The sequence below is a fragment of the Acinetobacter sp. CAU_H_78 genome (assembly GCF_058599365.1).
In genome coordinates, this window is the sequence record NZ_CM178652.1 from 2,036,687 (window position 1) to 2,060,028 (window position 23,342).

Annotated in this window: 12 protein-coding genes, 3 pseudogenes, 1 riboswitch and 1 other annotated feature; of the genes and pseudogenes, 5 read left to right on the forward strand and 10 right to left on the reverse strand. The window is 37.8% G+C overall.

Translation table 11 applies throughout. From position 1 onward, the window contains the following. Positions 1-334 precede the first annotated feature (334 nt). The gene (locus AC4MCD_RS09815) at positions 335-1,636 is read right to left on the reverse strand and encodes an MFS transporter (RefSeq protein ID WP_067728744.1); all 1,302 of its coding nucleotides are present in this window, start codon (positions 1,634-1,636) and stop codon (positions 335-337) included. 443 nt (positions 1,637-2,079) lie between these two features. Between AC4MCD_RS09815 and AC4MCD_RS09820 the strand changes: the two genes are divergently transcribed. Together AC4MCD_RS09820 and AC4MCD_RS09825 are read left to right on the forward strand one after the other, a co-directional pair. Then, the gene (locus tag AC4MCD_RS09820; RefSeq protein ID WP_075175394.1) at positions 2,080-2,748 is read left to right on the forward strand and encodes an epoxyqueuosine reductase QueH; all 669 of its coding nucleotides are present in this window, start codon (positions 2,080-2,082) and stop codon (positions 2,746-2,748) included. Between the two features lie 402 nt (positions 2,749-3,150). Further along, positions 3,151-4,692, forward strand: a complete 1,542-nt coding sequence (locus tag AC4MCD_RS09825; RefSeq protein ID WP_075175392.1) for a PepSY-associated TM helix domain-containing protein — start codon at positions 3,151-3,153, stop codon at positions 4,690-4,692. 276 nt (positions 4,693-4,968) lie between these two features. On the opposite strand, the pseudogene AC4MCD_RS09830 reads toward AC4MCD_RS09825, so the two are convergent. From AC4MCD_RS09830 to AC4MCD_RS09855, 6 genes and pseudogenes are all read right to left on the reverse strand, one after another. Continuing rightward, positions 4,969-6,355 (reverse strand): annotated as a pseudogene (locus tag AC4MCD_RS09830) (methylenetetrahydrofolate reductase C-terminal domain-containing protein). 109 nt (positions 6,356-6,464) lie between these two features. Further along, positions 6,465-6,758 carry a hypothetical protein gene (locus tag AC4MCD_RS09835; protein ID WP_075175391.1) on the reverse strand — a complete coding sequence of 98 codons (294 nt, stop codon included), beginning with the start codon at positions 6,756-6,758 and terminating at the stop codon, positions 6,465-6,467. A gap of 159 nt (positions 6,759-6,917) precedes the next feature. Beyond that, the gene (locus tag AC4MCD_RS09840) at positions 6,918-8,051 is read right to left on the reverse strand and encodes a 5-methyltetrahydropteroyltriglutamate--homocysteine S-methyltransferase (protein ID WP_347474186.1); all 1,134 of its coding nucleotides are present in this window, start codon (positions 8,049-8,051) and stop codon (positions 6,918-6,920) included. Between the two features lie 277 nt (positions 8,052-8,328). Then, a complete protein-coding gene (locus AC4MCD_RS09845) occupies positions 8,329-10,137 on the reverse strand; it encodes a TonB-dependent receptor domain-containing protein (protein ID WP_491875995.1) in 1,809 nt (602 codons plus the stop codon). A gap of 127 nt (positions 10,138-10,264) precedes the next feature. Beyond that, a riboswitch (cobalamin riboswitch) is annotated at positions 10,265-10,406 on the reverse strand. Positions 10,407-10,559: 153 nt separating this feature from the next. Next, positions 10,560-11,698 (reverse strand): IS3 family transposase gene (locus tag AC4MCD_RS09850; RefSeq protein WP_099337213.1). Its coding sequence is split into 2 segments (ribosomal slippage): positions 10,560-11,440 and positions 11,440-11,698, totalling 1,140 coding nucleotides; the frame shifts between segments, so codons are not numbered across the junction. A 363-nt stretch (positions 11,699-12,061) separates the two neighbouring features. After that, on the reverse strand, positions 12,062-14,995 hold the full coding sequence (locus AC4MCD_RS09855; protein ID WP_491875996.1) for a S8 family serine peptidase: 2,934 nt from the start codon (positions 14,993-14,995) through the stop codon (positions 12,062-12,064). A gap of 478 nt (positions 14,996-15,473) precedes the next feature. Between AC4MCD_RS09855 and AC4MCD_RS09860 the strand changes: the two are divergent. Then, positions 15,474-16,707 (forward strand): annotated as a pseudogene (locus AC4MCD_RS09860) (IS3 family transposase). Further along, positions 15,747-15,864: a sequence feature (AL1L pseudoknot), on the forward strand. (Overlaps the previous pseudogene by 118 nt.) A 38-nt stretch (positions 16,708-16,745) precedes the next feature. Continuing rightward, a pseudogene (locus AC4MCD_RS09865) lies at positions 16,746-17,214 on the forward strand (Fic family protein); the annotation flags it as partial. A gap of 121 nt (positions 17,215-17,335) precedes the next feature. Here AC4MCD_RS09865 and codA read toward each other — a convergent pair. From codA to codB, 3 genes are read right to left on the reverse strand one after another with little or no spacing between them, the layout of a single operon-like run. Beyond that, positions 17,336-18,601, reverse strand: coding sequence for a cytosine deaminase (gene codA / locus AC4MCD_RS09870; RefSeq protein ID WP_280561059.1), 1,266 nt, complete (start codon positions 18,599-18,601; stop codon positions 17,336-17,338). A 20-nt stretch (positions 18,602-18,621) separates the two neighbouring features. Then, positions 18,622-19,833 carry a PucR family transcriptional regulator gene (locus tag AC4MCD_RS09875; protein WP_491875997.1) on the reverse strand — a complete coding sequence of 404 codons (1,212 nt, stop codon included), beginning with the start codon at positions 19,831-19,833 and terminating at the stop codon, positions 18,622-18,624. Between the two features lie 4 nt (positions 19,834-19,837). Further along, a complete protein-coding gene (gene codB, locus AC4MCD_RS09880; protein WP_491875998.1) occupies positions 19,838-21,112 on the reverse strand; it encodes a cytosine permease in 1,275 nt (424 codons plus the stop codon). 731 nt (positions 21,113-21,843) lie between these two features. Here codB and AC4MCD_RS09885 point away from each other — a divergent pair. Then, positions 21,844-22,991, forward strand: a protein-coding gene (locus AC4MCD_RS09885) for an IS3 family transposase (protein ID WP_100358110.1) whose coding sequence is annotated in 2 segments (ribosomal slippage) — positions 21,844-22,090 and positions 22,090-22,991 — 1,149 coding nt in all. Because the reading frame shifts where the segments join, the coding sequence is not laid out codon by codon here. Positions 22,992-23,342 lie beyond the last annotated feature (351 nt).

Sequence of the window (23,342 nt, forward strand, 5' to 3'; positions counted from 1 at the left end):
ATTTTACAAAATCTAAATTTCTGAATGGCTTTATTTAAACGTGAATCATAAAATGAGTAAAACGATATAAATTCAGGATGAGATGAGTAAATCTCATGTTGGTGTTTTTTTAACATGCAATGGATGAGATCGCCTCATCAAATATCCATATTGAAAGATCAAGTGTTGGACACGTATTAAATAGAAATCGAATGCATCTGTATATCGATACAATGATGAACATTTAATGATGAGAAAACGAGTTGGGATAAGGTGTATCTGAGTTGTGGGCTTATTCATTTTAAAATATACGATTGAATAAGCCCGAAATTGAGCATCATGTGCAATAAAACAATCAGCTCATAATGTTTTCATTTTTTGTTTCACGAATACACATGAAAGCACATAGAGAAACACCTGCCGCGATAGATAAATAATATCCCACAGCATGCAAACCATAATTTTGAGCCAATTGAGTTGCAATCAAAGGGGCAAATGATGCGCCTAAAATACTACCAAAATTATAAGACAAGGCTGTTCCTGTATATCGAACTGAAACAGGGAAAATTTCAGACAAAATGGTCCCAAGTGGTCCATAAGTTAAGCCCATAATACTTAAACCAAGGCACAGGAACACCAATACTGATAATACGTTATCAGCAACAAAAAATGTTGAGAAGAACAATCCAAAGATCATGGTCAGAATACAAATGGCAATGGATGTTATTTTTCTACCAAACTTCTCAGCGGATAATGCAGAGATAGGAATACACAGACCAAAACACACTGTTGCAATCAGTTGGATTTTTAAAAAAGTATCTCGACTATACCCTAATGCGGTTGTCCCCCAATTCAATGCAAATATCGTCATCAAATAAAATACAACCAAGGTACATACTGTCGCCAACATACCCAATACCACTTTTCCAATATGTTTGGTGAGCACATCCTTCAAAGGTACTTTAACTGCTGATTGCTTGTTTAAAACATTTTGAAAAGCTGGAGATTCGTGTAGTTTTAATCGAATATATAAGCCAACGAATACTAGCAATGCACTTGCAATAAACGGAATTCGCCAGCCCCATTGCATAAAGGCTTCATCTGATAAAAATGCACCTAATAATAAAAATGAGCTTGCCGCAAGAATAAAACCAATTGGAGAACCGAGCTGTGGGAACATGCCATACCATGCACGTTTACCCTTTGGTGCATTTTCTGTGGCGAATAATACCGCACCACTCCACTCGCCACTCAAACCAAGCCCTTGCCCTAAACGACACAATGCTAACAAGATGGGTGCAGCCACACCAATTTGTGCATGGGTCGGTAATAGTCCGATGCAAACTGTAGAAATCCCCATTAATAGCAATGCAGAAACGAGTGTGGCTTTACGGCCAATTCGATCACCAAGATGTCCAAAAATAATAGCGCCAATTGGACGTGCGATAAATGCAATTGAAAAAGTGGCTAAAGATTGCAGTAATGCGGCACTACCACTACTTTCAGGGAAAAATAAATGCGGGAAAACCAGTACAGCAGCCGTGGCATAAATATAAAAGTCGAAAAATTCAATTGTTGTACCTACCAGACTCGCAAATAAAACACGTGTTTTAGAATTTGGATTGACCGTGGAGGTGTTGTGTTCTACATATTCCATGAAAGACCATCATCATTCGATAAAAAATCAAAAGATATAAATAAGTCGGCTCTCATTTATATTTGTACAAAAAAAATGATGACGGCTTAGATATACACTGAACAAAATATGTTTAGAACCCGATTCAATTTTTTTATGACTTTTAGCGAAATTTAAGTATTCAAATTAATGAGCTATTTTTAGCTTTTCCAAAGAAAAAATAGCTCAGCCTTCAATTTTAAAATTTGGCTTCATTCAATTGATTTGTTTAAGCTCTAATCATATTTCACCAGTGCAATTTATACCCACACCAATACATGAGTAAAACGATATTTCCTCACCAAAAGATGAATTTAATTCACAACTTACATCCTGAAGATCACTCATTTAAACATGAGCAAAAATCACCTTAACCATGAGATTAGATTGTTAAGATGTAGGGTTTAGATTTAAGCCCTATTTCCATGTCAAATAAACTTGAACGTCAAAAACTGACTCTCCCAGAAGGTCATGACAAACTCCTGCTTCACTCCTGCTGTGCGCCGTGCTCAGGTGAAGTGATGGAAACCTTGATTGAATCAGGTATCGACTTTTCAATCTTTTTCTATAACCCTAACATTCACCCGATAAAAGAATATGAAATTCGCAAGGAAGAAAATATTCGCTTTGCCGAAAAACATAATATCCCTTTTATCGACTGTGATTACGATACTGACAATTGGTTTGCACGTGCCAAAGGTATGGAAAATGAACCTGAGAAAGGCATCCGTTGTACCATGTGCTTTGATATGCGTTTTGAGCGTACAGCTTTATATGCAGCCGAAAATGGCTTCAGTCTAATAAGTAGCTCGCTTGGTATTTCCCGTTGGAAGAACATGCAGCAGATTAATGACTGTGGTCATCGTTCTGCTTCACATTACCCAGGCATTACCTATTGGGATTACAACTGGCGTAAAAATGGTGGTGCTGTTCGTATGCTCGAAATCAGCAAGAAGGAAGAGTTCTACCAACAAGAATATTGTGGCTGTGTCTATTCCTTGCGCGACACCAACCGTTGGCGTATGAGCCAAGGTCGTGAACGGATTAAATTAGGTGTGAAATTCTATTCGAATGCCATGGATGACGAGACTTAATACGCTAAAATAGCCAATCTATTTGGGTATCTCATCTTTGTAATTCAAAAGAGTTATACAGATCAAAACTCTCTAAGATTGGCTATTTAGCTTTCAATTTCATCATCAAATATACTGCGATCAAACGCCTTGAAACTTCATTTAATTACACTTTATCGCTTTATGATTGGCTTTGGTATTGGCTATCTATGCACTTATTTTTTTGCCCTCAATTTGATTCATTTATGCCAATCTTTTTTACCTAAAGCCGAATCTGTTTTGCTTGGCTCATTGGTCGCACTTATCTTTTATATCGCATTTGTCATTTTGATTTTTTGTATCAAGAACCTGAAATGGTTGTCTCTATTAAGCCTGATTGTACTCAGCATTTTATTTCTTACACACAAGTTTTTAGGATAATTCATGCTGAAATCGATTAGACAATCTACGGCAACTTTGCATTCTTGGCTAGGCTTAATTTTTGGTTGGTTGCTCTTTCTCATTTTTGTGATGGGATCATTGAGTTTGTATAAAACTGAAATCAATTACTGGATGCAACCTCAATTTGCAACTATGCAAACTAGCTCTAATGAGGCAGCTCAATCCGCTTTTGCCTATTTACAAACACATGCTCCCGATGCAAAAAGTTGGTTTATCCATGTTGCTCATGATAATGCACCTGTAAATCGTGTCTTTTGGCAAACGGCTGAAGGTGCTTTCGAAAATAGAATATTAAATGCTTCAACTGGCAGTGAATTACAGTTATTAAATACCCAAGGTGGTGATTTCTTTTATCGACTGCACTTTCAACTCTATGGCATGTCTTATATGACAGGACAGATCATCGTCACTTTTACTGCCTTTATTTTATTAATTTTATTGATTTCTGGTGTGATTACTCATAAAAAATTACTGATCGAATTTTTTACTTTACGTACTAATAAGGGACAACTCTCTTATCTTGACTATCATACTGTATCCGCTGTCACAGCGATGCCGTTTTTCTTTGTGACGGCATTTACAGGCTTGGCGATGTTCTTTTATGTACTCTTCCCTGCAAATTTAAAACTCAGCTATCCTGACAATCCTTTTCAGTATTTTGAAGAGATCCGTACAATACCTCAGCAGGATTTACTTTCAACTCCTGAAAAAGCAGAAATGCGCCCTATACAATACTTTTTAAAGCACACGACTCGACAATGGGGAGTTGCACCCTTAGATACAATTACAGTAAAAAGTCCAAATACATCATCGGCCCATATAACAATTAATAAAAAAGAAGATCGTACGATCACACGTAACCAAGATCAGTTTATTTTTAATGCACATACAGGTGAATTGCTTAAAAACAATCGAAATACAAGTGCATTAGCAACTTTGAATAATGGAATATATGGCTTACACATGGCACGTTATGCACAGCCGAGTTTACGATTCATCTTGTTTTTATCGGGCATACTCGGAGCAACAATGATTGCTTCAGGCTTATTTTTATGGAGCTTAAAAAGACAGATAAAAAATAAAAAACAAAGCTTTCATCTTGGTGCATATCTGGTCAACAGACTTAATATGACTGCAACTATAGGTCTTGGTATTGCCGTACTGAGTTATTTCTATATAAACCGCTTAGTGACAGCACCTTACAATTTACCCAATTATGAAATTACTACATTTTTCTCAGTGTGGTTCATTTGCTTTTTAATCGCTTGTTTAATGCCACAGCATCAACTTTGGAAAAGCTTACTCAAGGGCTTCATCATTCTCGCTCTTATACTACCTATCATAAACCTATGCTACTTATTCAATCATCATCTTATTTCTTCATTCTCATCGTATTGGATGTTCTTGAGAGTTGATCTACTCATTCTTCTGTTTGCTTTGTTGGCTATATTTTTACATCAAAAAATAGCACCAATTGCATCAAACCAAGTGACTCAAAATCAGTTTATAAACGGTATACGCTAAATGAAACTTATCATTGGTCTAGGCTTGATCATTTTAGCTATGCTGTTATTTTTTGCAGTGAGCTCAAAGCAGCGTATAAAAACACAACAAAGTCGCTTTGCTGTACTTAGTCAGTATCCCCAGATCTCTAGATTTCTAGGAATACTGCTTTTAGGATTATCCTTGTTTCCACTTTGCTCACATTATGGAAACAGTATTGGTTTTATTTCACTATATCTTTTGATCACGCCTATTCTTTTGATTTTGATATTCATTAAACGTAATTAATGTAATGAATTAAGCTTCTGTATACCAATTTTTCCAAGAACTAGTGCCACGTACTTCAAGTGGTACAGTTGGAATCAATTTTTCTTTTAGAACGTCAGTCTGTCCCACGGCTTTGGCAAGCCGGGCTTTCACAGAATGAATGCATTCTCGATCTCCAAATTCACAGCGGTCTAAGGTAGTCCCCCCACAAGGACCATTCGCCAATCCTTTTGGACAGGTTTCAGGACAGATATATAAAGTATCTCCTAGCCTGCATTGACCACAGCTTTCACAGCCCACAACGCCATGCTTAGAGATAAATTCAGTTTTCAGTAATGCTTTTGCAGCAGGTGTATGCTCCCAAAATGAGGCTTTAAAAATAAAGCGTCCGATACCCTTGGCAATTTTGGACTCAAACAATGCCTCATGCATGAAATGTAGTTGCTGATATTTAATCAACTGACTGGATGTCGGCTGACGGGAGTAATAAGGCAATTCTGGCATGAACTCTTTTCCAGTCTTCACTTGCCATAATGAATTCCAGAGAGCTTCAAGTGCATTCAAATCCAGATGCCGATATTGTTCTATATAGCTTTCCAAAAGCATCTGCTCTTCAGGCTTGTAACAGGCTGAAAGGTGAACTCCGGCAAACCCAAGATGTTTACACATCAGGATCTGTAAAGCACAGCGTAAATGAACCCGATCACTCAACCCATCCTGTTTTTCCTGAGCCAACACCCCTAACATATAGGGTGTAATCACAATACCAGCGACTTTATTTTTCACCATAAAATTGGCACGAGCAAAACTCAGCGGCATAACACAAGCAAGTATTTTTTGTTGGTAATGATGACGATTTAAAAAAGCCTTTACTTGTTTTAAAGCATCCATGTCATACCCTAATTGGGTAATAATAAAATCTGCGCCTGCCTTCATCTTTTTGTGTAGTTTTAGATATTGTGCGTCACGCTCAGCTTCAGCATATTTGAACGGGTTAAAGGCCACACCTAGATGAAATCCACCACGGCGCTTGGCTACCATCACGGCATTCACCGATTCTAGATATCGGGTACGTCCAGATTCATCCCCCCCCATAACTGTGCTCTTTGAGCTTATCGCCTGTCAGCAATAAAAGATTCTTAATATTGGCTGATTTGGCTTGATCTAAAAATAATTCAAAATCCTGAATATCTCGATCTTTCCCAGAAAAATGCAGAACTTTATCGCTCGATTTTGAATAATGCTGACTAGCCTCAAGCGGTGCCATATCATGGTCTGAATGGACACGGTCAGCAATTGCAATAAAAGCTGAGAAACCCGCAATATCTTGTGCTACATGTTGAGTTTTAGATGAAGTCAAATATTCAACTAAAATACAAAATTTATAATGTTCTAAGTGTTGAAAAAAATTAAGCATGTCCCTTGATTAACCAAATATCCTAAAGCTAAAACATTATTTAAAATTCAGGAAAGAACATGTCATTGTAGATAAATACAATTTGAATGTTCTCTCCTGTTCACATTCTTTATTTTCTTTTAGCTGAGCTGATTTTAATTTGACGCCTAAGCGTATTAATTTTTTGCTCAAGTAGCTGAATGATCAGATCAGAACCGCTTATCCAATTGTCATGATCCTGAAATTTCACATCATCTTTTAGAGCCGTTTCTGATTGAGCACCATTTGTATTTTTTCTAGATATCTCGAAACCTAGAATACTACTTTCCGTAGAACGTATTACCTTTAACACACTAAAATCAATTGGGTTATTGGTATTTGTCATTCGACATACTCGACCAATAAACTCTTTATCCTTTAACATCTTTACTCTCAAACCACTGGATAACTTACTTAAAACTTTTAAACATACTGATTAATTTGAATATCTTGCAAAAGGATTAATTAAAGCATTTACAGTTATTACCAAGGCAATAATACGCATACTTTGAATGATCACTTTTACAAGACGTAAATGATGAAATTAAGGCCAGAACTTTTTTGCGACCTTGTTCATTAACTTGATTTTTTCCCATTGGGTATCATAAGAAATTTTGTTGCCCTCCTCAGTTGAAGCAAAACCGCTCTGTAAACACAGCCCTAATTGCTCAATGGGTAAAAATTGAGTTGCGTCATGGATACGCTGTGAAATGTCATCTTCACTTTCCACATACTCTTTTTTCGAAGAGACTAAGCCCAAAAATACTTCTGTTTGTGTGCCTTTGAGTAGCGCAATAGGTTCAAATCCACCTGCCCGATCTGTATCAAATTCCAATAAGTAACGATCGATATTGGTCAACTGTTTGAAAATATATGTAGAGATAAAGTGATAATCTCCTTGATACAACCAGCTCGAACTAAAGTTGCCACGGTCAATATGCAACGATATAAATAAATCTTCTGGTTTATCTTTGAGTGCAAGATTGAGTATTTCTACACCTAGCATTGCTAAGTCATGATCTGACATACCAGAAGTGATTTCAGTTGCTTTATATTCTTCATCACTTAAATAGGCCCAAAACTCATCATTCAGTTGTAAATATCGACAACCTTCTTGATACAGCGCTTGAATTGCATCTTGGTAAGCTTTTCCAATATCTGCAATATAGTCATTGATACGATCTGCATAGAACCGATTGTTTCTTAAGTGTGGAAAAAGCAACATCGTTGGACTGGGTATGCAATATTTAGCAGTTGCAAAACCTTCAATTGCTTTATGTAGATAACGATAATGAATCAGACTTGTGTGTTCTTCTGACCAAGCAATTTTCCCTGTGATACGGATGTCAATCGGTTTACTGATCGCATCTTTATATTTCAATCCATCACGTGTTTTGTAGCGTTCTATGCCTTGTAATTGCTCAAGAAAATCGAAATGCCACCAAGTACGGCGAAAATCACCATCTGTCATGACAGTACAGTCTAGATCAAGCTGAATATCAATGAGATTGTCAATTTCTGCATCTTCAACTTGTCTTAATGTCTCTTCATAAATGACCTGATCGGCAAAATCGTAACGTGCTTTTTTGAGTTTTAATGCTCTCAAAAAACTGCCGATATGTTCTACCTTATTGTTTGCATATTGAGTTTTCGCTTGAGGAGATGTATTACTTTGCATAAATAAACCAAATAAAAAATGACTTCTAAAAAGCACATTTTGTAAAAATAGAATGTCGTTGATGGATATCGCCTCAACGAAAAAAGAGGTCTTTCAAATATTTTGTGACTATGTATGAAAAACCAGACGACGAATCATCTAGCTTCTGGGCGTAGTAGATTCAAAATGGGGAACTATCAGATTAAGTTTGAATGAGTACAGATAACTGTTATGACATATGCGCTTACTCAAGGATCTTCAGGTATAAATGAAGATCCTTGAGATCATCTAGGAAATATTATTTCATTGCATAACGAAGTGTTAGCCAAGCTGTGCGACCCTCTTGACGATAAACATCACCGGTCCAAGAGTTGTTGGTGTAATACTCTTTATCAAACATATTTGCTAATTTAGCTTGTACGCTAAATTCAGGTGTGACTTGGTACGCTACACGCACATCCGCGATTGTAAAACCTGCTAATTTTGCTGTGTTTTGTGGATCTGTATAACGCTTATCTTCCGCATGTACCGAGCCACCGATTGTCCAATCTTCAACTTTATAATCGAGACTCGCATTCAATAATTGTGCAGGTTTAAATGTGAGCTGTTTACCTTTATCAGTTTGATTTTGATTCTCCGGATCTTGGTAGGTATAGTTTACATTCCATGATAAAGCATCAAAATTTTGCCCCAAGCTGAGTTCAATACCTTTAATTTTTGCTTGACCGTTATTTTGGTTGGCAATCAAATTATCAATTTTGTTTACAAAACCAATCAGCTCCCAATCTAATAACTGGGATCCTTTGAATCCAATTTCAATATTTTCAGATTCTTCAGGTTCTAAGTTTGGATTCGCCCAACCAGGATAGTAAAGATCATTAAATGTTGGTGAGCGGAAAGCCGTTCCATAAGACATATAAGCATTATAGTAATCATTAAATTGATAACCTAAAGCAATATTTCCTGTCGTATGCTGTCCAAATTGCTCATTATCATCCGAACGTAAAGCAGCTTGTAAATTTACTGCATTAAATTGACCGATATATTGTGTAAACAAACCAATGTTATTACGTTCTTTTTCATCATAGTCGGTTGAACTGGTTACTTTATCATTTAGATAATCAACACCTGCCACCAAGCTATGATTTTTATTAAATTCAATCGTGTTTAACCATGAAACAGTTTGTTTTTCTGTATCAAACTTACCGGTTGTTTTCTTTGAATCGAAAGTCTCGTACTTATCTTGGCTAATGCCAACATTGAATTTACTTGTCCAAATATCATTTGGAGTAAACGTTAAGCCAGCACCATATACATTCTGTTGAATCTCATTTTCAGGATTCACTCCACCATCATACTCAGCTTCCCCTTGAACATGTAAAGCATTGACTTCGATAGCGAAGAGTTCATTGAATTGATGACCCGCTTTTAAAGATGCAGAAACATTCTTATAGCCATCTTTATCTTCTTCGGTTTTTGACGTAAGAACATCTAGACCTTGCGTTTTTAGGCCAGCTAAACTCGCACTCATCCAGGTATTCTCTTTACGGATATCAACACCCACATTCGCATCATAAGTTTCGTGTGATCCATATTTTAATGATGCGTAAGGTTTAATACCGTCTGCAGTACCTTTACGTGTATAAATTTGAATAACGCCGCCTACAGCTTCAGAACCATACAAACTAGAACGTGGGCCACGAACAACTTCGATACGCTCAATTTGATCAATTGGTAGATGTTCAATTGCTGTTTGACCAGTTGTTGCTGATGCTAGTTTTTGCCCATCAACCATAACCAATACAGCATTGGAGTTTGTACCGCGAATTGAAAGACCCGTTGTCTGACCTAATCCACCTGTATTGACATAACTAATACTAGGAATCGTACGTAATAAATCTTGTAAAGAGCTAAACTGTTTACGTTCAATTTCTTCACGTTCAATCACTGTTACAGCAGCTAACGTATCAGTATTTGCTTGCTCAACCAAGTTAGCAACGACATTAATTTTAGGAAGTTGGAAAACAGTTTTTTCTGCTGCCATTGCCATAGACAATGGAGATAAGACTAACAAACCACCTAAAGCGGTTGTATATATTTGATTCATGGTATACCCCAAAATTTCGCACCGCCCGTGCGAATATAAATGTGAAGCACGCGGACGGATTTTGGGTAAGCAATACCAACTCAATATAATTGAAGTATGCAATCCCTTCTTTAACGCCCGCCGCATTAGTTAGGTTATGCAACAGGCCGGTCTCCGGACTTAAGGGTTAAACCTATTCACCGTTGCGGGGGCAGTGTTAGCTTACACATACGTGTACTAACTTCCCAGTTTCACTTCTCTATGGAAGCACCTGAAGCAGATGCAAAGCCTAAGACTATGTCCTTGCTAAGTCAAACGCTTTCTGATTATTCGTATTACTCTCATAAAGCTAAATTTTCTAAGGAATATAGGAAGTAATAATATTTAAGGTCAACTTAACCTCCATATTGGACTGCTCCCAGTATCCTAGACACGAGACGGCCTCATTTTGAAGCTGCCTCAAAGGCTTCCGGACTCATCCCATCGAGATGCGAATGACGCCTGATTCGATTGTAAAACATCTCGATGTAATCAAATACATCTGCACGAGCCATTTCTCGTGTTTTATAGATCCTCTTTTTAATTCTTTCCTTCTTCAAGCTGCTAAAAAAGGATTCAGCAACAGCATTGTCCCAACAGTTTCCACGACGACTCATACTCGGAACTAAATTATGCTTCTGACAGAATTTCTGCCAGTCTCCGCTACTGTATTGTGAGCCTTGGTCTGAGTGTATGATCACAGGTTCATTGGGTCTGCGTCGCCATACCGCCATTAAAAGTGCATCCAAAACGATATCCTTGGCAAGCGTAGGTTTCATTGACCAACCGATGACTTTTCTCGAATATAAATCGAGAACCACAGCCAGATATAACCAGCCTTGCCAGGTGCGGATGTAGGTAATATCAGTCACCCAAGAGGTATCCGGTGTGTTTACAACAAATTCTCGATTTAAATGGTTAGGTGGCACAATCTGAGGACGACCACGACCATAGCTTTTATGCTTCTTATATCCTCGAACAGCGGCAATACCATTGTGCTTCATGATCTTCAGCACACGATTAGGTCCACAGCTTTCACCTAGCTCTTTAAGATCCAGCGTAATGCGACGATAACCGTAGATGCCATAACTGGCATCATAAGAAGAACGGATGAGCTGTAATAACCGCTTATCTTCAATAGTCCTGCCTGATTCGGGTTCATGCAACCAAGCATAGTAGCCAGCACGAGCAATCTTAAGAACCCGACACATCGTTTTAATCTTAAATTGATGGCTGTATTCCAGGATAAACTGATACTTTACTCGGGCAGGCTTGCAAAGTACCTTGCGGCCTTTTTTAGAATATCCCGTTCCTCTTCAGTTTGTTTGAGCTGACTTTTAAGGCGAAGGATTTCTTTCTTTGCTTCGAGTAGTTCATGTTCATCAGGGTTGTTGCGTAAAGGCTGTACGGCCTTTAGCCATTTATAAATGCTGTGCTGTGATACACCTAAACGTTCTGCCACATCGGTGACAGAATATCCACGTTCAGTAATCAATTTAACAGCTTCATCTTTAAATTCTGGGGTGTATCGTTGTCCACTCATAATGTTCTCTCCTATGCAAAAAGAATAGACGAAATTTGTCTAGGAGAGTGGTGGCAGTCCATATCTAATTAAAAGATGTCTACAAAATTGGTGGCTATTCACTTTCTTAGAAAAGTAGCTAATCCAATTTCTCCCAAAATTTTGACATGTCTTCTCATTCAATTTGAAGAGAAAAGGCTATTTTCCTAGAAAATAGCCTTTTTTATATGCTAATTTAGCTAAGTTAACATTTGATGTTAGTCAATAAAGCATACATAATTGAAATTTCAATACTTATTTATTTAAAATTTATAAGATATTTCAATAGCCTTAAACTCACCTAACAATCTGATTAATGATTAAATTTTACAAAACAATTTCACATTAAAACATATACTTAAGCCCTAATTGAGCTTGTATATCATCAGAATTTTTCGCATTTCCTGCTACATCACCAAACATATTCCATTTAGAGTTGTTTGTTAGATAGTTGAATGTAATGCCATACAAGAAGTAATCCTTGTCGTAAGCAGGTGCTTGGTAGCTCACACCAACAGCATTATCTACGTTTGATACCAAGTTAACATTTGGTAAAGAGCGATCTACCGCATTAGCATATTCACCATAACCACCTAGCGCCAAGTTTTTAGTAACTTGATAGTCGAATCGAACACCTACGTGCAGTTTATTTTCTTTAGCTGTTACATCATCAACAGTAACACCCATTTCACTAGATTCATTAACCTTGTCCAAAGTAACACTGTTAAAGCTTAGTGCAGCATATGGGGATACAGACCATTGATTGTTAATGAAGCTATAACCTACTTCACCGTATACACCATACTTATCTAAATCAGATTTAGCATTGCTTTGCTCTGAATCCACACCGTTTGTTACGCTACGTTTAAATTCAACATCACCAAAACCATATTGAGCATTAGCTGCGAAATACAAGTCTGATGCGGTATTCCATTTACCATAAACACCAAAGGTAGTCAGGTCAGTTTCACTTGTACCATTTGATTCTGAAAACTTAGAGTCATCTTTGTAAGTTGAAACATAAGCACCTAAAATCGCATTATCAGCCACTTGGAAATCTGAACCAGCGGTCAAAGTTGAGATTTCTGAATCAACCTTATCCCATCCTTTAGCTTTTGTAGAAGTCTCCTGATAAGCGCCATTTACCCACGCACCTGTTACACCTTGTTTAGATACTTGGAATGCACGTTGAGCGACTTGTGCATTGGTCATTGCATCGTTGTGCAATAATACAGATGGTGTTTCCGCAAATAACGCCCCCGCATTAGTATTCAAGACAGCTTGTGCTTGCTCAGCAGTCACCGCTTGCTGTACTTTCGCTACATAGCTGGTTAATTCAGTTGATTCACCATTCACAGCTTGCGCATTCGCTTTAGCCATAAGTTGGTTAACTAAATCACCAGAAGCATTAGACAGACCACCGTTCAAAGTACCTGCTACTTTAGCATCTTTTAACTGAACATCTACTGAATAAGTATTAGCATCCTTAGTGGTTTCACCGATTTGAAGGAATGCACTATTAGCAGCAACCGTATTAAAATCACCTGTAATAGAACCTGCTTTAATTACATCATGTTTACCAGCAGTAACCATTTTTTGATCTTGAGCAGTAACTTCTAACGCACCATCTAGATTAGCAGCACCAGTAACAGTTAAATAGTGTTCCAATCCATACACTAATTTTGCTTGTTCATACTGATTGTAGTCACCAGCAATAGTTAAGCGACCCTTTTCCGTTGAAACAGTACCACCATTATCAACAGCACCCACCTCACCAGCACCTGTTAATAAACCTGTGCTGTATACAGACGTTAATGGAGATTTAATACTACCATTCACACGTAATTCACCATCACTTACAACAGTATTACCAGAGAAAGTATTATTGCCACTTAGTACCAATGTACCCTTACCACCTTTTACTAACCCTGCATCACCAGTGATGTTGTTAGAGAAAATAGCTAGACCTGAATCAACTTCTGCATTAAAGGTTTCACCAAAAATTCGGCTGAACATTTCAGGGCCTTTCAAAGCTGAAGCTTGATTAAAATAACCCCAACCAAAAGTTTCATTAAATAATTTCTGGTCTGAACCATCATCAACATAATCAGCAGTAGTCAAAATAGTTTGACGCACTTGGTCGGCTGTCATCCAAGGATATTTAGACCAAATTTGAGCAGCCAATGCAGTAATTTGCGGTGCAGATGCAGATGTACCGACAAAAACAGCATTACCGTTTAAACTTTCGCTATAAACAGGAACTTCAAAGTCAGCAGCCACACACCAACGAGCAGCACCAGCACAAGCATTTGCACCCGTACCATCTTTTGCACGGTAAAGAGCTTTTTTAGTAGAATCCACACCAGTTACAGCTAAAAGCCCCTTCTCAATACCTTCACCCCCAACAAAAGTTGGAAGCAAAGCTTCAATATTAGGCGTAAAAGAACCATCGTTACCTGTTGAGAAAACAATCAATGAACCACCATCTACCAAATTCATTGCATATTTAGTAAGTGTCTTCTGGTATTCAGGTTCAGCAGAACGAGTCCCAAATGAACCATTAAATAATTTCACACCATGCTTATCATGCAGGTCTTGCATAGCAAGGAAAGCGCCTGATGTATAACCTAGACCACCATTTTCATCCGAAGTTCGTGCGCCATAGATTTCGGCAATATCTTTAGCAGCACCTTCAGGAATATATTTGTATTCTGGATCGCCATTTTTCTTAGCAGCAATAACACTTGCAACCAAAGTACCATGATTATTAATACTTAAATCCTGAATATCAATTCCTGCGTTTGTGAGATCGGTAACAGTGATCTCACCTGCTTCATAATCTTCAATATATTGATAAACTTTTTTAACTGCATGCTCTAAGACTTCATTTTTACGAACACCAGAGTCAATAACACCAACTTTTACTTTATTTGCAGATGTATTAGGTTCTGCAACATTAAAGTTTTCTTTTTTATACACGTAACTCTGTTCAGGAGTTGGCTCTTTACCACCTGAACCAGTGCCTGTATCTGAACCAGTACCTGTATCTGAACCAATACCTGTATCTGAACCAGTACCTGTATCTGAACCAGTACCTGTATCTGAACCAGTACCTGTATCTGAACCAGTACCTGTATCTGGATTCTCAACCCCACCCACTGGTGGTGTGGTTACATTTGGACCATTTGATGCAGAATTACCTCCGCCACCACCACAACCAATTAAAATGGAGGTTATTGCTACTGATAAAACCGTTTTTGTAAAGAAATTATTGAACACTCAACACCCCTATTTTTCAATTAAAATAAATATATAATTCTTTAAAACAAATATATAATTCTTTAAAACAAATATATAATTTTAATTATAATTAAAAAAAATCTTAGAACAATTATTCAAAAGTAGAATAAACCTCTTGTGTTAGTCAAAATTTAATCAGTGATAAGCGTTGATTTTTAAATAAATATCAAAGTCTAAAATAGTCAAAAATGATACTTTCGCGAGAGGTCTAATATTCATATAATTTATTTATAAGAAATCATTAAACTATTTTTAAAATTTATAAATATTTTGAATGCATGGCAGAGTAAAACTTGAAGTGCGACATAAACCACCTAATTAATTTAAAGGGTTTATGGAGTATAGGACTTACGCATTGACGGATTCAAAAAAGTAAACCGTACCGGGTTTGTCGAAGACCAAACTTTCTGAGATGAGAAGCATTGCCTCGCAAGACGTAGCGAAGCGTAGTGTTCCGATGAAAAAACCTAAATATACCCCTGAAATCAGAGAAAGAGCGGTTCAATTATTGATTGAATCTGAAAAAGATTATCTTTCTACTTGGCTGCAATCATAGATATTGCATTAAGATTGGTTGTACGCCTGAAACATTACATATTTGGCATCAAAAATATCTGGATAAACAAAATCCAGTTAAAGTACAGCAGCTTTCAGATCAAGAACGTAGTAAACAACTCGAACGTAAAAATAAAGAACTGCAACGTGCTAACGAAATTCTACGTAAAGCAGCCGCTTTTTTCGCCCAGGCGGAGCTCGACCGCCCACATAAATAATGGTGGATTTCATCCATAACAATAAAGACCTATCTGGCGTTGAGGCGATTTGTAAGATTTTACCGATCGTAGCCTCTACCTATTATCGAACCCTAGATCTCGTTGATGAAAAGCATCGCTTTGCAAGGGAACATCGAGCGAAACGAGATCTACATGATGAGCAAATCAAACGAATTTGGAAAGAAAGTTCAGTTCGTTATGGTGTACGTAAAGTTTGGCAAAAACTGAAACGTGAAGGCTATATTATTGCGCGCTGTACAATGGTTCGCTTAATGCAGAAGCTAGGTCCACAAGGTGTTTAGCGTGGTAAGAATAAACAAACCACCCGTAGCCTAGATGTTCAAAAAAGAGCAGATGATTTAGTGAAACGGAATTTTAATGCTGATCATCCTGACCCTTGCGAAGCAGTGCTCAGGTCAATGACTTCACGTATATTCAAACCAATTCAGGTTGGGTCTATATCGCCTTTATTATTGATGTGTTCTCACGAGCAATTGTTGGATGAAAAGTATCAACACGTATGAATACAGACATGGTCCTGGATGCATTGGAGCAAGCATTGCATGATCGAGGTATGCCAAAGAACGTGATTCACCATTCCGACAGAGGTATGCAATATCTTTCCATTCGTTATACCAATCGTTTAGAAGCAGCAAATTTACGAGCATCACTCGGTACGACTGGTGATTCATATGATAATGCTTTGGCTGAACCAGTGAACGGCTTATACAAAACAGAGGTGATTAAATATTTAAAAACAGATTGGCAAGGTTTAGCGGATGTGCAACTTGCGACATTAAATTGGATGGATTGGTTTAATAAAAAGCGTGTACACAGTGCACTGGGTTATATATCACCTTTTGAGTTTGAAATAATGTATATGACAAGATTAACCCGTTAGGTCGTCAGGTGGCCTAACTTAAATAAAAAAGTCTCCGACAAACTCGGTACGGTTCAAGCCTTTTTCTGAATGGCAGATTCGAAATATCCGCCAGCTCATTCTAAAGAATATCGATGATGACAATGCAGGACGTTATCGCCAGCAAAACGTGTTGATTTCAGGTGCTACGACTACCCCACCCGACTATATACATTACTAAATGACAAAATGGCTCAGCTAGTCGATTGGTACAGTTCGGAAGCACATAAACTTCATCCTATTGAACATGCTGCTAAAGTACATGCTGATTTTGTTGGCATTCATCTATTTATTATGGCAATGGACGTACATCGCGTCTCTTGATGAACCTTGAGTTGCTTAAAGCTGGATACCCTCCTTGCGTTATTACGGTCGAAAATCGCTTAGCCTACTATGAAGCGTTAGATCAGTGGATGGCTTATGGAAAAACTAAGCCTTTTATTCAATTAGTTTCAGAGGCTGTACTAGAAGGATTTAAACCATATCAGGTTGTTTTAGGAATTTAGGGGAACTTTGTCTTTCAAAGCTTTGTGCAACAAAGCCCTTAGCTTTTAAAACTTTAGTAAATTAGCTCTATAAAATTAAAAAACCGATGTATAAACATCGGTTTTTTAATTTTTTACTTAGTTATGCAGGCGTAGCTAGATTTCCGACTTTAAGTAAGCTCACTTGCTCTTGTTGTCTTTGCATAATAATTTTACCATTACGCACACTTAAAATAGCTTTTACTTGATTAGCAACAACTTCATAATCATTTTTAGCCGGCATAATTATAAAACTGGCAGGACGTCCGACCTCAATCCCGTATTGATCCCCTAAACATAAAGTCTTGGCTGAATTATCTGAAACAAAATCCAAGCAACGTTGTAAGTCTTCGTAACCCAGCATATGACAGATATGTAAGCCAGCATCCAGAATACGAATAATATTACCGTTTCCTACTGGATACCAAGGATCACGAATTGAATCCTGAGCAAAACAAATATTCATGCCTGCACGGTCAATTTCTGGTACACGGGTCAAACCTCGGCGCTTTGGATAGCTATCAAATCTTCCTTGCAAATGAATACTTTCTGTAGGGCACGAAATAAAGTTAATTTTAGAACGTTTTAGTAAGCGGAATAACTTGTAACAATAGGCATTGTCATAAGATCCCATGGCTGTAGTATGGCTAGCTGTTACACGTTCCCCCATACCTCGTACATGTGCTTCATCTGCCAAAACTTCCAAAAAGCGAGATGCTGGATCATCAATCTCATCACAGTGTACATCCACCAGACAGTTATATTTTTCAGCTAAATCCATCAAGAAATGAACTGAACTTACACCTTTTTCACGGGTATATTCAAAATGTGGAATGCCACCAACTACATCAGCACCAAGCTTTACGGCTTCCTCCATTAAAGCACGACCATTTTTAAATGACTCAATACCTTCTTGTGGAAATGCTACAATCTGCAAATTCACTTTATCTTTGATTTCTTCTTTAACTTCAAGCATAGCTCGCATTGCAGTTAAGCTTGGATCAGTGACATCGACATGTGTACGCACATGTTGAATACCATGCTCAATGAGCATATCTAGCGTTTTTAAAGCACGTAGTTTAGTATCTTCAAAAGTGATCGTGGCTTTACGTTGCCCCCAACGTTCAATCCCTTCAAAGAGTGTACCTGACATATTCCACTCAGGCTCACCCGCAGTGAGTACAGCATCTAAATGAATGTGTGGATCAACTAAAGGAGCCATGACTAATTGTTGTTGTGCATCGATAGTATCTACATCAACTGTTTGAATGAGACTAGCCTGTTTTTCAATGGCTTCAAAGATGCCATTGTTGTAAGTAATACTAAATAGCCCTTCTTGTTGACGTAAAACTGCATTGATAATTTTCATGTTGGTTCCTTTTAAAATAATTAATGACTCATGTGCCAGATCAGTAATGCCATTGAAGCATTTAGACGGAAATTTGCCTCAGTTAAGACCTGATTTGTCAGTGATTCAATTTTTTGAATCCGTTGGTTTAAGGTGTTTCTATGGATACCAAGTCGTTTGGCTGTATCATTTAAGTTGCCATTTTCTTTAAGCCAGGCATCTAACGTTTCGAGTAGTACAAATGGATGCTTTTTATCGCTAATGAGAATACCCAAGGTTTCATGCATGAATTGCTGCAATACGCTTTTGTTCGGAATCGCTTTTAAAAGTTTTAGCACCCCCAAATCACGATATTGGCAAATACTATTTTTCATCTGCATTTCAAAAGCAATTTCCTGAGCTTGGGATGCTTCCCAAAATCCTCGTTGAAATGCCACTGCAGAATTCACTTCATTTGATAACCCTGCAAAGACCTTAAGGTTATTATCAAGTTGACTCATTTGATCGATCACTTCTATGAGTGATTTTTTCCACGCATCGATATCATGATCATCAAGGTTGAGTACCAAACTAAACTGATCCCCCTGACGGATGACTGGAATTTTCTGCTTCCACTGTTTGGACCATTTTTCCAAGGCTTCATAACACTGTTGTTTAATTCTGAAAAAATGATTTTCATGCACAGCATCAGTATCGGTATGAAACAAGGCATGAATATTGTGTAAGCGCAGTACTGTAATCACATGACGTCCAAGTAAGTTAATTTTTAACTGTTTGGCACGAAGTTGAATTGTCTCTACCGATGGAAAATCCCCTGTCAGTAATTGAGAGATTACATCTTCACTCGATTTTTTGACTTGAGAAAACTGAACTAGCTGTGTACCAATCGCATGCGTAACTTCAACCATCTTCAAACTGTAAGGTTGCTCAATTAACGGTAAACCAAGCTCATTTGCGCGTGAAATAAGTTTAGGTGGAATTTCATGGATATATTCCTGACCTGTCATAATGACAAGCGCAGCTACATTTCGTTCATATGCCTGTTCAAGTAAACCTAAGAGATTATTTTCATCACGGGTATAGTTGATTCCCGTAACAAATACAATCTCTCCACCCTCAATCCATTCAGCGATTCCTTCATTTTCTGCTACATAGAACCAGCGGACAGGCCGATGAATATTTTCTGTTCCACCACATAATTTTAGTGGGTAAAGTGAAGGTAGATTCAGGATATCTTGAATGGTCATATTCATCGCATTACTCCACTGCATCTACTATATTTAAGACAGATGATTCCTGATGTAATGGGATTAAATAATTCAACACACTATAAGTGGTACATGCCACCACAATACCCACAATAGGTGCAATCCATGGTGATACATAGGCAACAATTGCGCCTGTGAAATAAGCAATCAAACCAATCCAGTTAAAATTAGGAATATTTGCTTCAGCTAATAATGGATATTTTCCTTTATGACGAATCCAGTAATCCGCCATGATCACACCACCAAGTGGAGGAATAATTGCGCCAAGGAGTAATAAGAACGGAATCAATAGCTCATACATACCAGCAGCAGCTAAAATGATCCCCGCAACAGCAGCTACAAGCACCATAGTTTTACGGCGTTCACTTCTTACCATATGGCAAGCAGCAGTTGAAACACTATAGATTGCTGGGCCTTGGATCGTCCATAAGTTCAGGCAAAGCATCACTACTGCAGCAATAGATAACCCTTGTAAGACTAAGACCTCTACAATATCGGGTTGTTGATAAACGATTGCCATCCAAGCGCCTGCTAGGACCATTAGACCATTACCAATTACAAAGCTCACTAGACATGCCCAAATCGCGATTTTTCCGCTCTTAGACATGCGCGTCCAATTGGTAATTTGTGTTGCACCACTAGCAAAGGTACCAAATACCATGGTAATGGCTGTTGCCAATGTGAGTGTTTCTGTCGGTTGAACACTAGTTAAACCAGTCCATCCACCAATTTCTTTGGTCGCCAAGACAATAGAAGTAACGAGCAAAATAAACATTAAAGGAATCGATACACGGGATAGATATTCAAGTCCTTTAAAGCCAACAATTGCTGTAATGGAAAAACCGAGTCCAAATAGCACCATCAAAGGAATGAGTAAACTGTCAGAAAATCCTAATATTTTTCCAAGTGAAATCGCCAGAGTTGCTGTTCCCCAAGCAAACCAGCCTAATTCAGCAAAACCTAAAATAAAGTCTGATAATTTACTGCCCCAGTTGCCAAAGCAGAAACGTCCCATTAGAACTGTATTTAAGCCACTACGTGCAGAAATAAATCCCAAGGTCGCGGCATAAGCTCCTAATAGCAAGTTGCCTATGGCTACAATCCACAAAATATCAGTGAACTCAAAAGCCACCCCAATTTTTCCACCAGCGAACATAGTTCCTGTGAAAAAAGTAAAACTAAATAACACTAAGGCTATTGGGAAAAAGCCTTTACGTTGTGAAAGTGGTGTTTCTGTTAAAGGCGACTCTGCATGCGCGCTCATATTCAACACTCCTACTATTCAATTAAAATTCTTGAGCGCTGTATTGCAAGAGCTATGCCAATTTTTTAACGTTTAAATTTATTTAGGTTAAATTGTTAAATGTGGGCAATTTGCACATATTTTTACTTTTCATGCAGAGTAAATGGGTAAACTACTGTGCTTTAATAACATTCAGTGATTTTATTTTGTGCATTTTAGAAACTGTAAATATTACAGAACATGCTGATATTAACGGACAGATAAGGAGACTATTACAAATGTAAAATTTCGGGTTGTTTTTCTATTTTTGTTTGATCTTACTCATTTCGACGCTCTTGTATGTCAGATGTCATTTTTCTCTTTCTTGAACGCTTTTTTCTTGGCAGTAAATGGATTTTTTGCACAAAGATGTGAAAACTTGTCCCCCCATTTTCATAGCAAAAATTTCACTTATTTATTAATACATAGTTTTTAAATAGTTTGAAGAAGAGGTGATGGCAGCTCAACTCAATAAAAAATCTGTTTGTAAAAAAAGAATAAGTTCTAGATCTTTACCCAAATTTACTCCATTATTTTATAAACAAGAGCTACTTCATTTTTATAAAAATGTTCAAGTCCGAAAACTATTATCATACTGATTACTTAGGGGAAGCTGGAGTCACAGAAACCTGCCTATATAGCCTTTTTATGAATAGCCACCGATTTTGTAGACACCTTTTAGTTAGATAAAATGGCTAATTAACGAGGTGCTTATGAGCAGTAAACGATACCCTGAAGAATTCAAAATTGAAGCAGTAAAACAAGTCACTGAGAAAGGTCATAGTGTGGCTGAAGTTGCTACACGTTTAGGAACCACTACACATAGTCTGTATGCTTGGATCAAACGTTATGATCCACAGCAGCCCAAGACAACAGAATCTAGTGATCCAACTACAGAATTAGCGAAATTAAAAAAAGAGCTGCAAAGGGTCACTGAAGAAAGGGACATATTAAAAAAGGCCGCGGTGTACTTCGCAAGCCAGTCCAAATGAGGTACGCCTTTATTCGGGACAACCAACATATATGGTCTGTTCGTCGTTTATGTTCAACGTTAGATGTTCATCACAGTGGTTATTACGCCTGGTTAAAGAAACCTACCAGTATAACTGCGAGGAAGCGGCAACAGCTTTCAGGATTAATTAAACAGTTCTGGTTGGAATCTGGCGGAGTCTACGGTTATCGCAAGATTCATTGTGATTTGAAAGACGTTGGCGAAAGTTGCGGTATCAATCGAGTACATCGACTCATGAAGGCGAATGGTCTCAAGTCACAGCGTGGCTATCGCAAACCTAGAGCTAATGTTAGTACTCCATCGATTGTGGCTCGAAATACTTTAGACAGACAGTTTAACCCCACCCAGCCCAACCAGTTGTGGGTGACTGACATCACTTATATTCGCACTCATGAAGGATGGCTGTATCTTGCAGTAGTAATCGACCTATTCTCACGGCTAGTCGTTGGCTGGTCTATGAAGTCGAGAATCACAACAGATCTGGTTTTAGATGCTCTACTGATGGCTTTGTGGCGAAGAAGCCCAAAGAACAAAGTCCTGATTCATTCTGATCAAGGTAGCCAATACACCAGTCATGAATGGCAGACATTTCTCAAGCATCACAACCTTGAAAGCAGTATGAGCCGGCGTGGAAACTGCCATGATAATGCTGTTGCTGAGAGCTTCTTTCAGCTGTTAAAGCGAGAGAGGATCAAGAAGAAAATCTATGTGACAAGAACTGAAGCAAGGTCGGATATCTTTGAATATATAGAGATGTTCTATAACTCAAAACGCAGACATGGTTCCAATGGTCAGCGTTCTCCATTAGATTATGAAAAGGCCCATCAAAAGATGGTTATGTGTGTCTAGAATTTTGGTGGCTATTCACCAATCCGCCATTAACCCTTGACCGAACCAAACGTATACATTATTTCTAATCATCATTTTTCCTCTTGTAAGCATTAATTTTGTTAAATCGTTGAGTGTTAACATCAGTGATGCGAATTGGATTCCAAACGCGAGTATCGATACAGGATTGTAAAAGTCTATCTTGCTCACCAGGCCTAAACCCAAAGCGAGCGATGCGAACCTCGAAAAAACTATTGTGGTCTGAATGACCAATATAAAAATACTATACATATGTTTTCGAAATAGAGAAAGCTTATGTAACCACTTTTTAAATATCTTTCTAGCCTTTTTGATTATTGAATCAATCAAAAG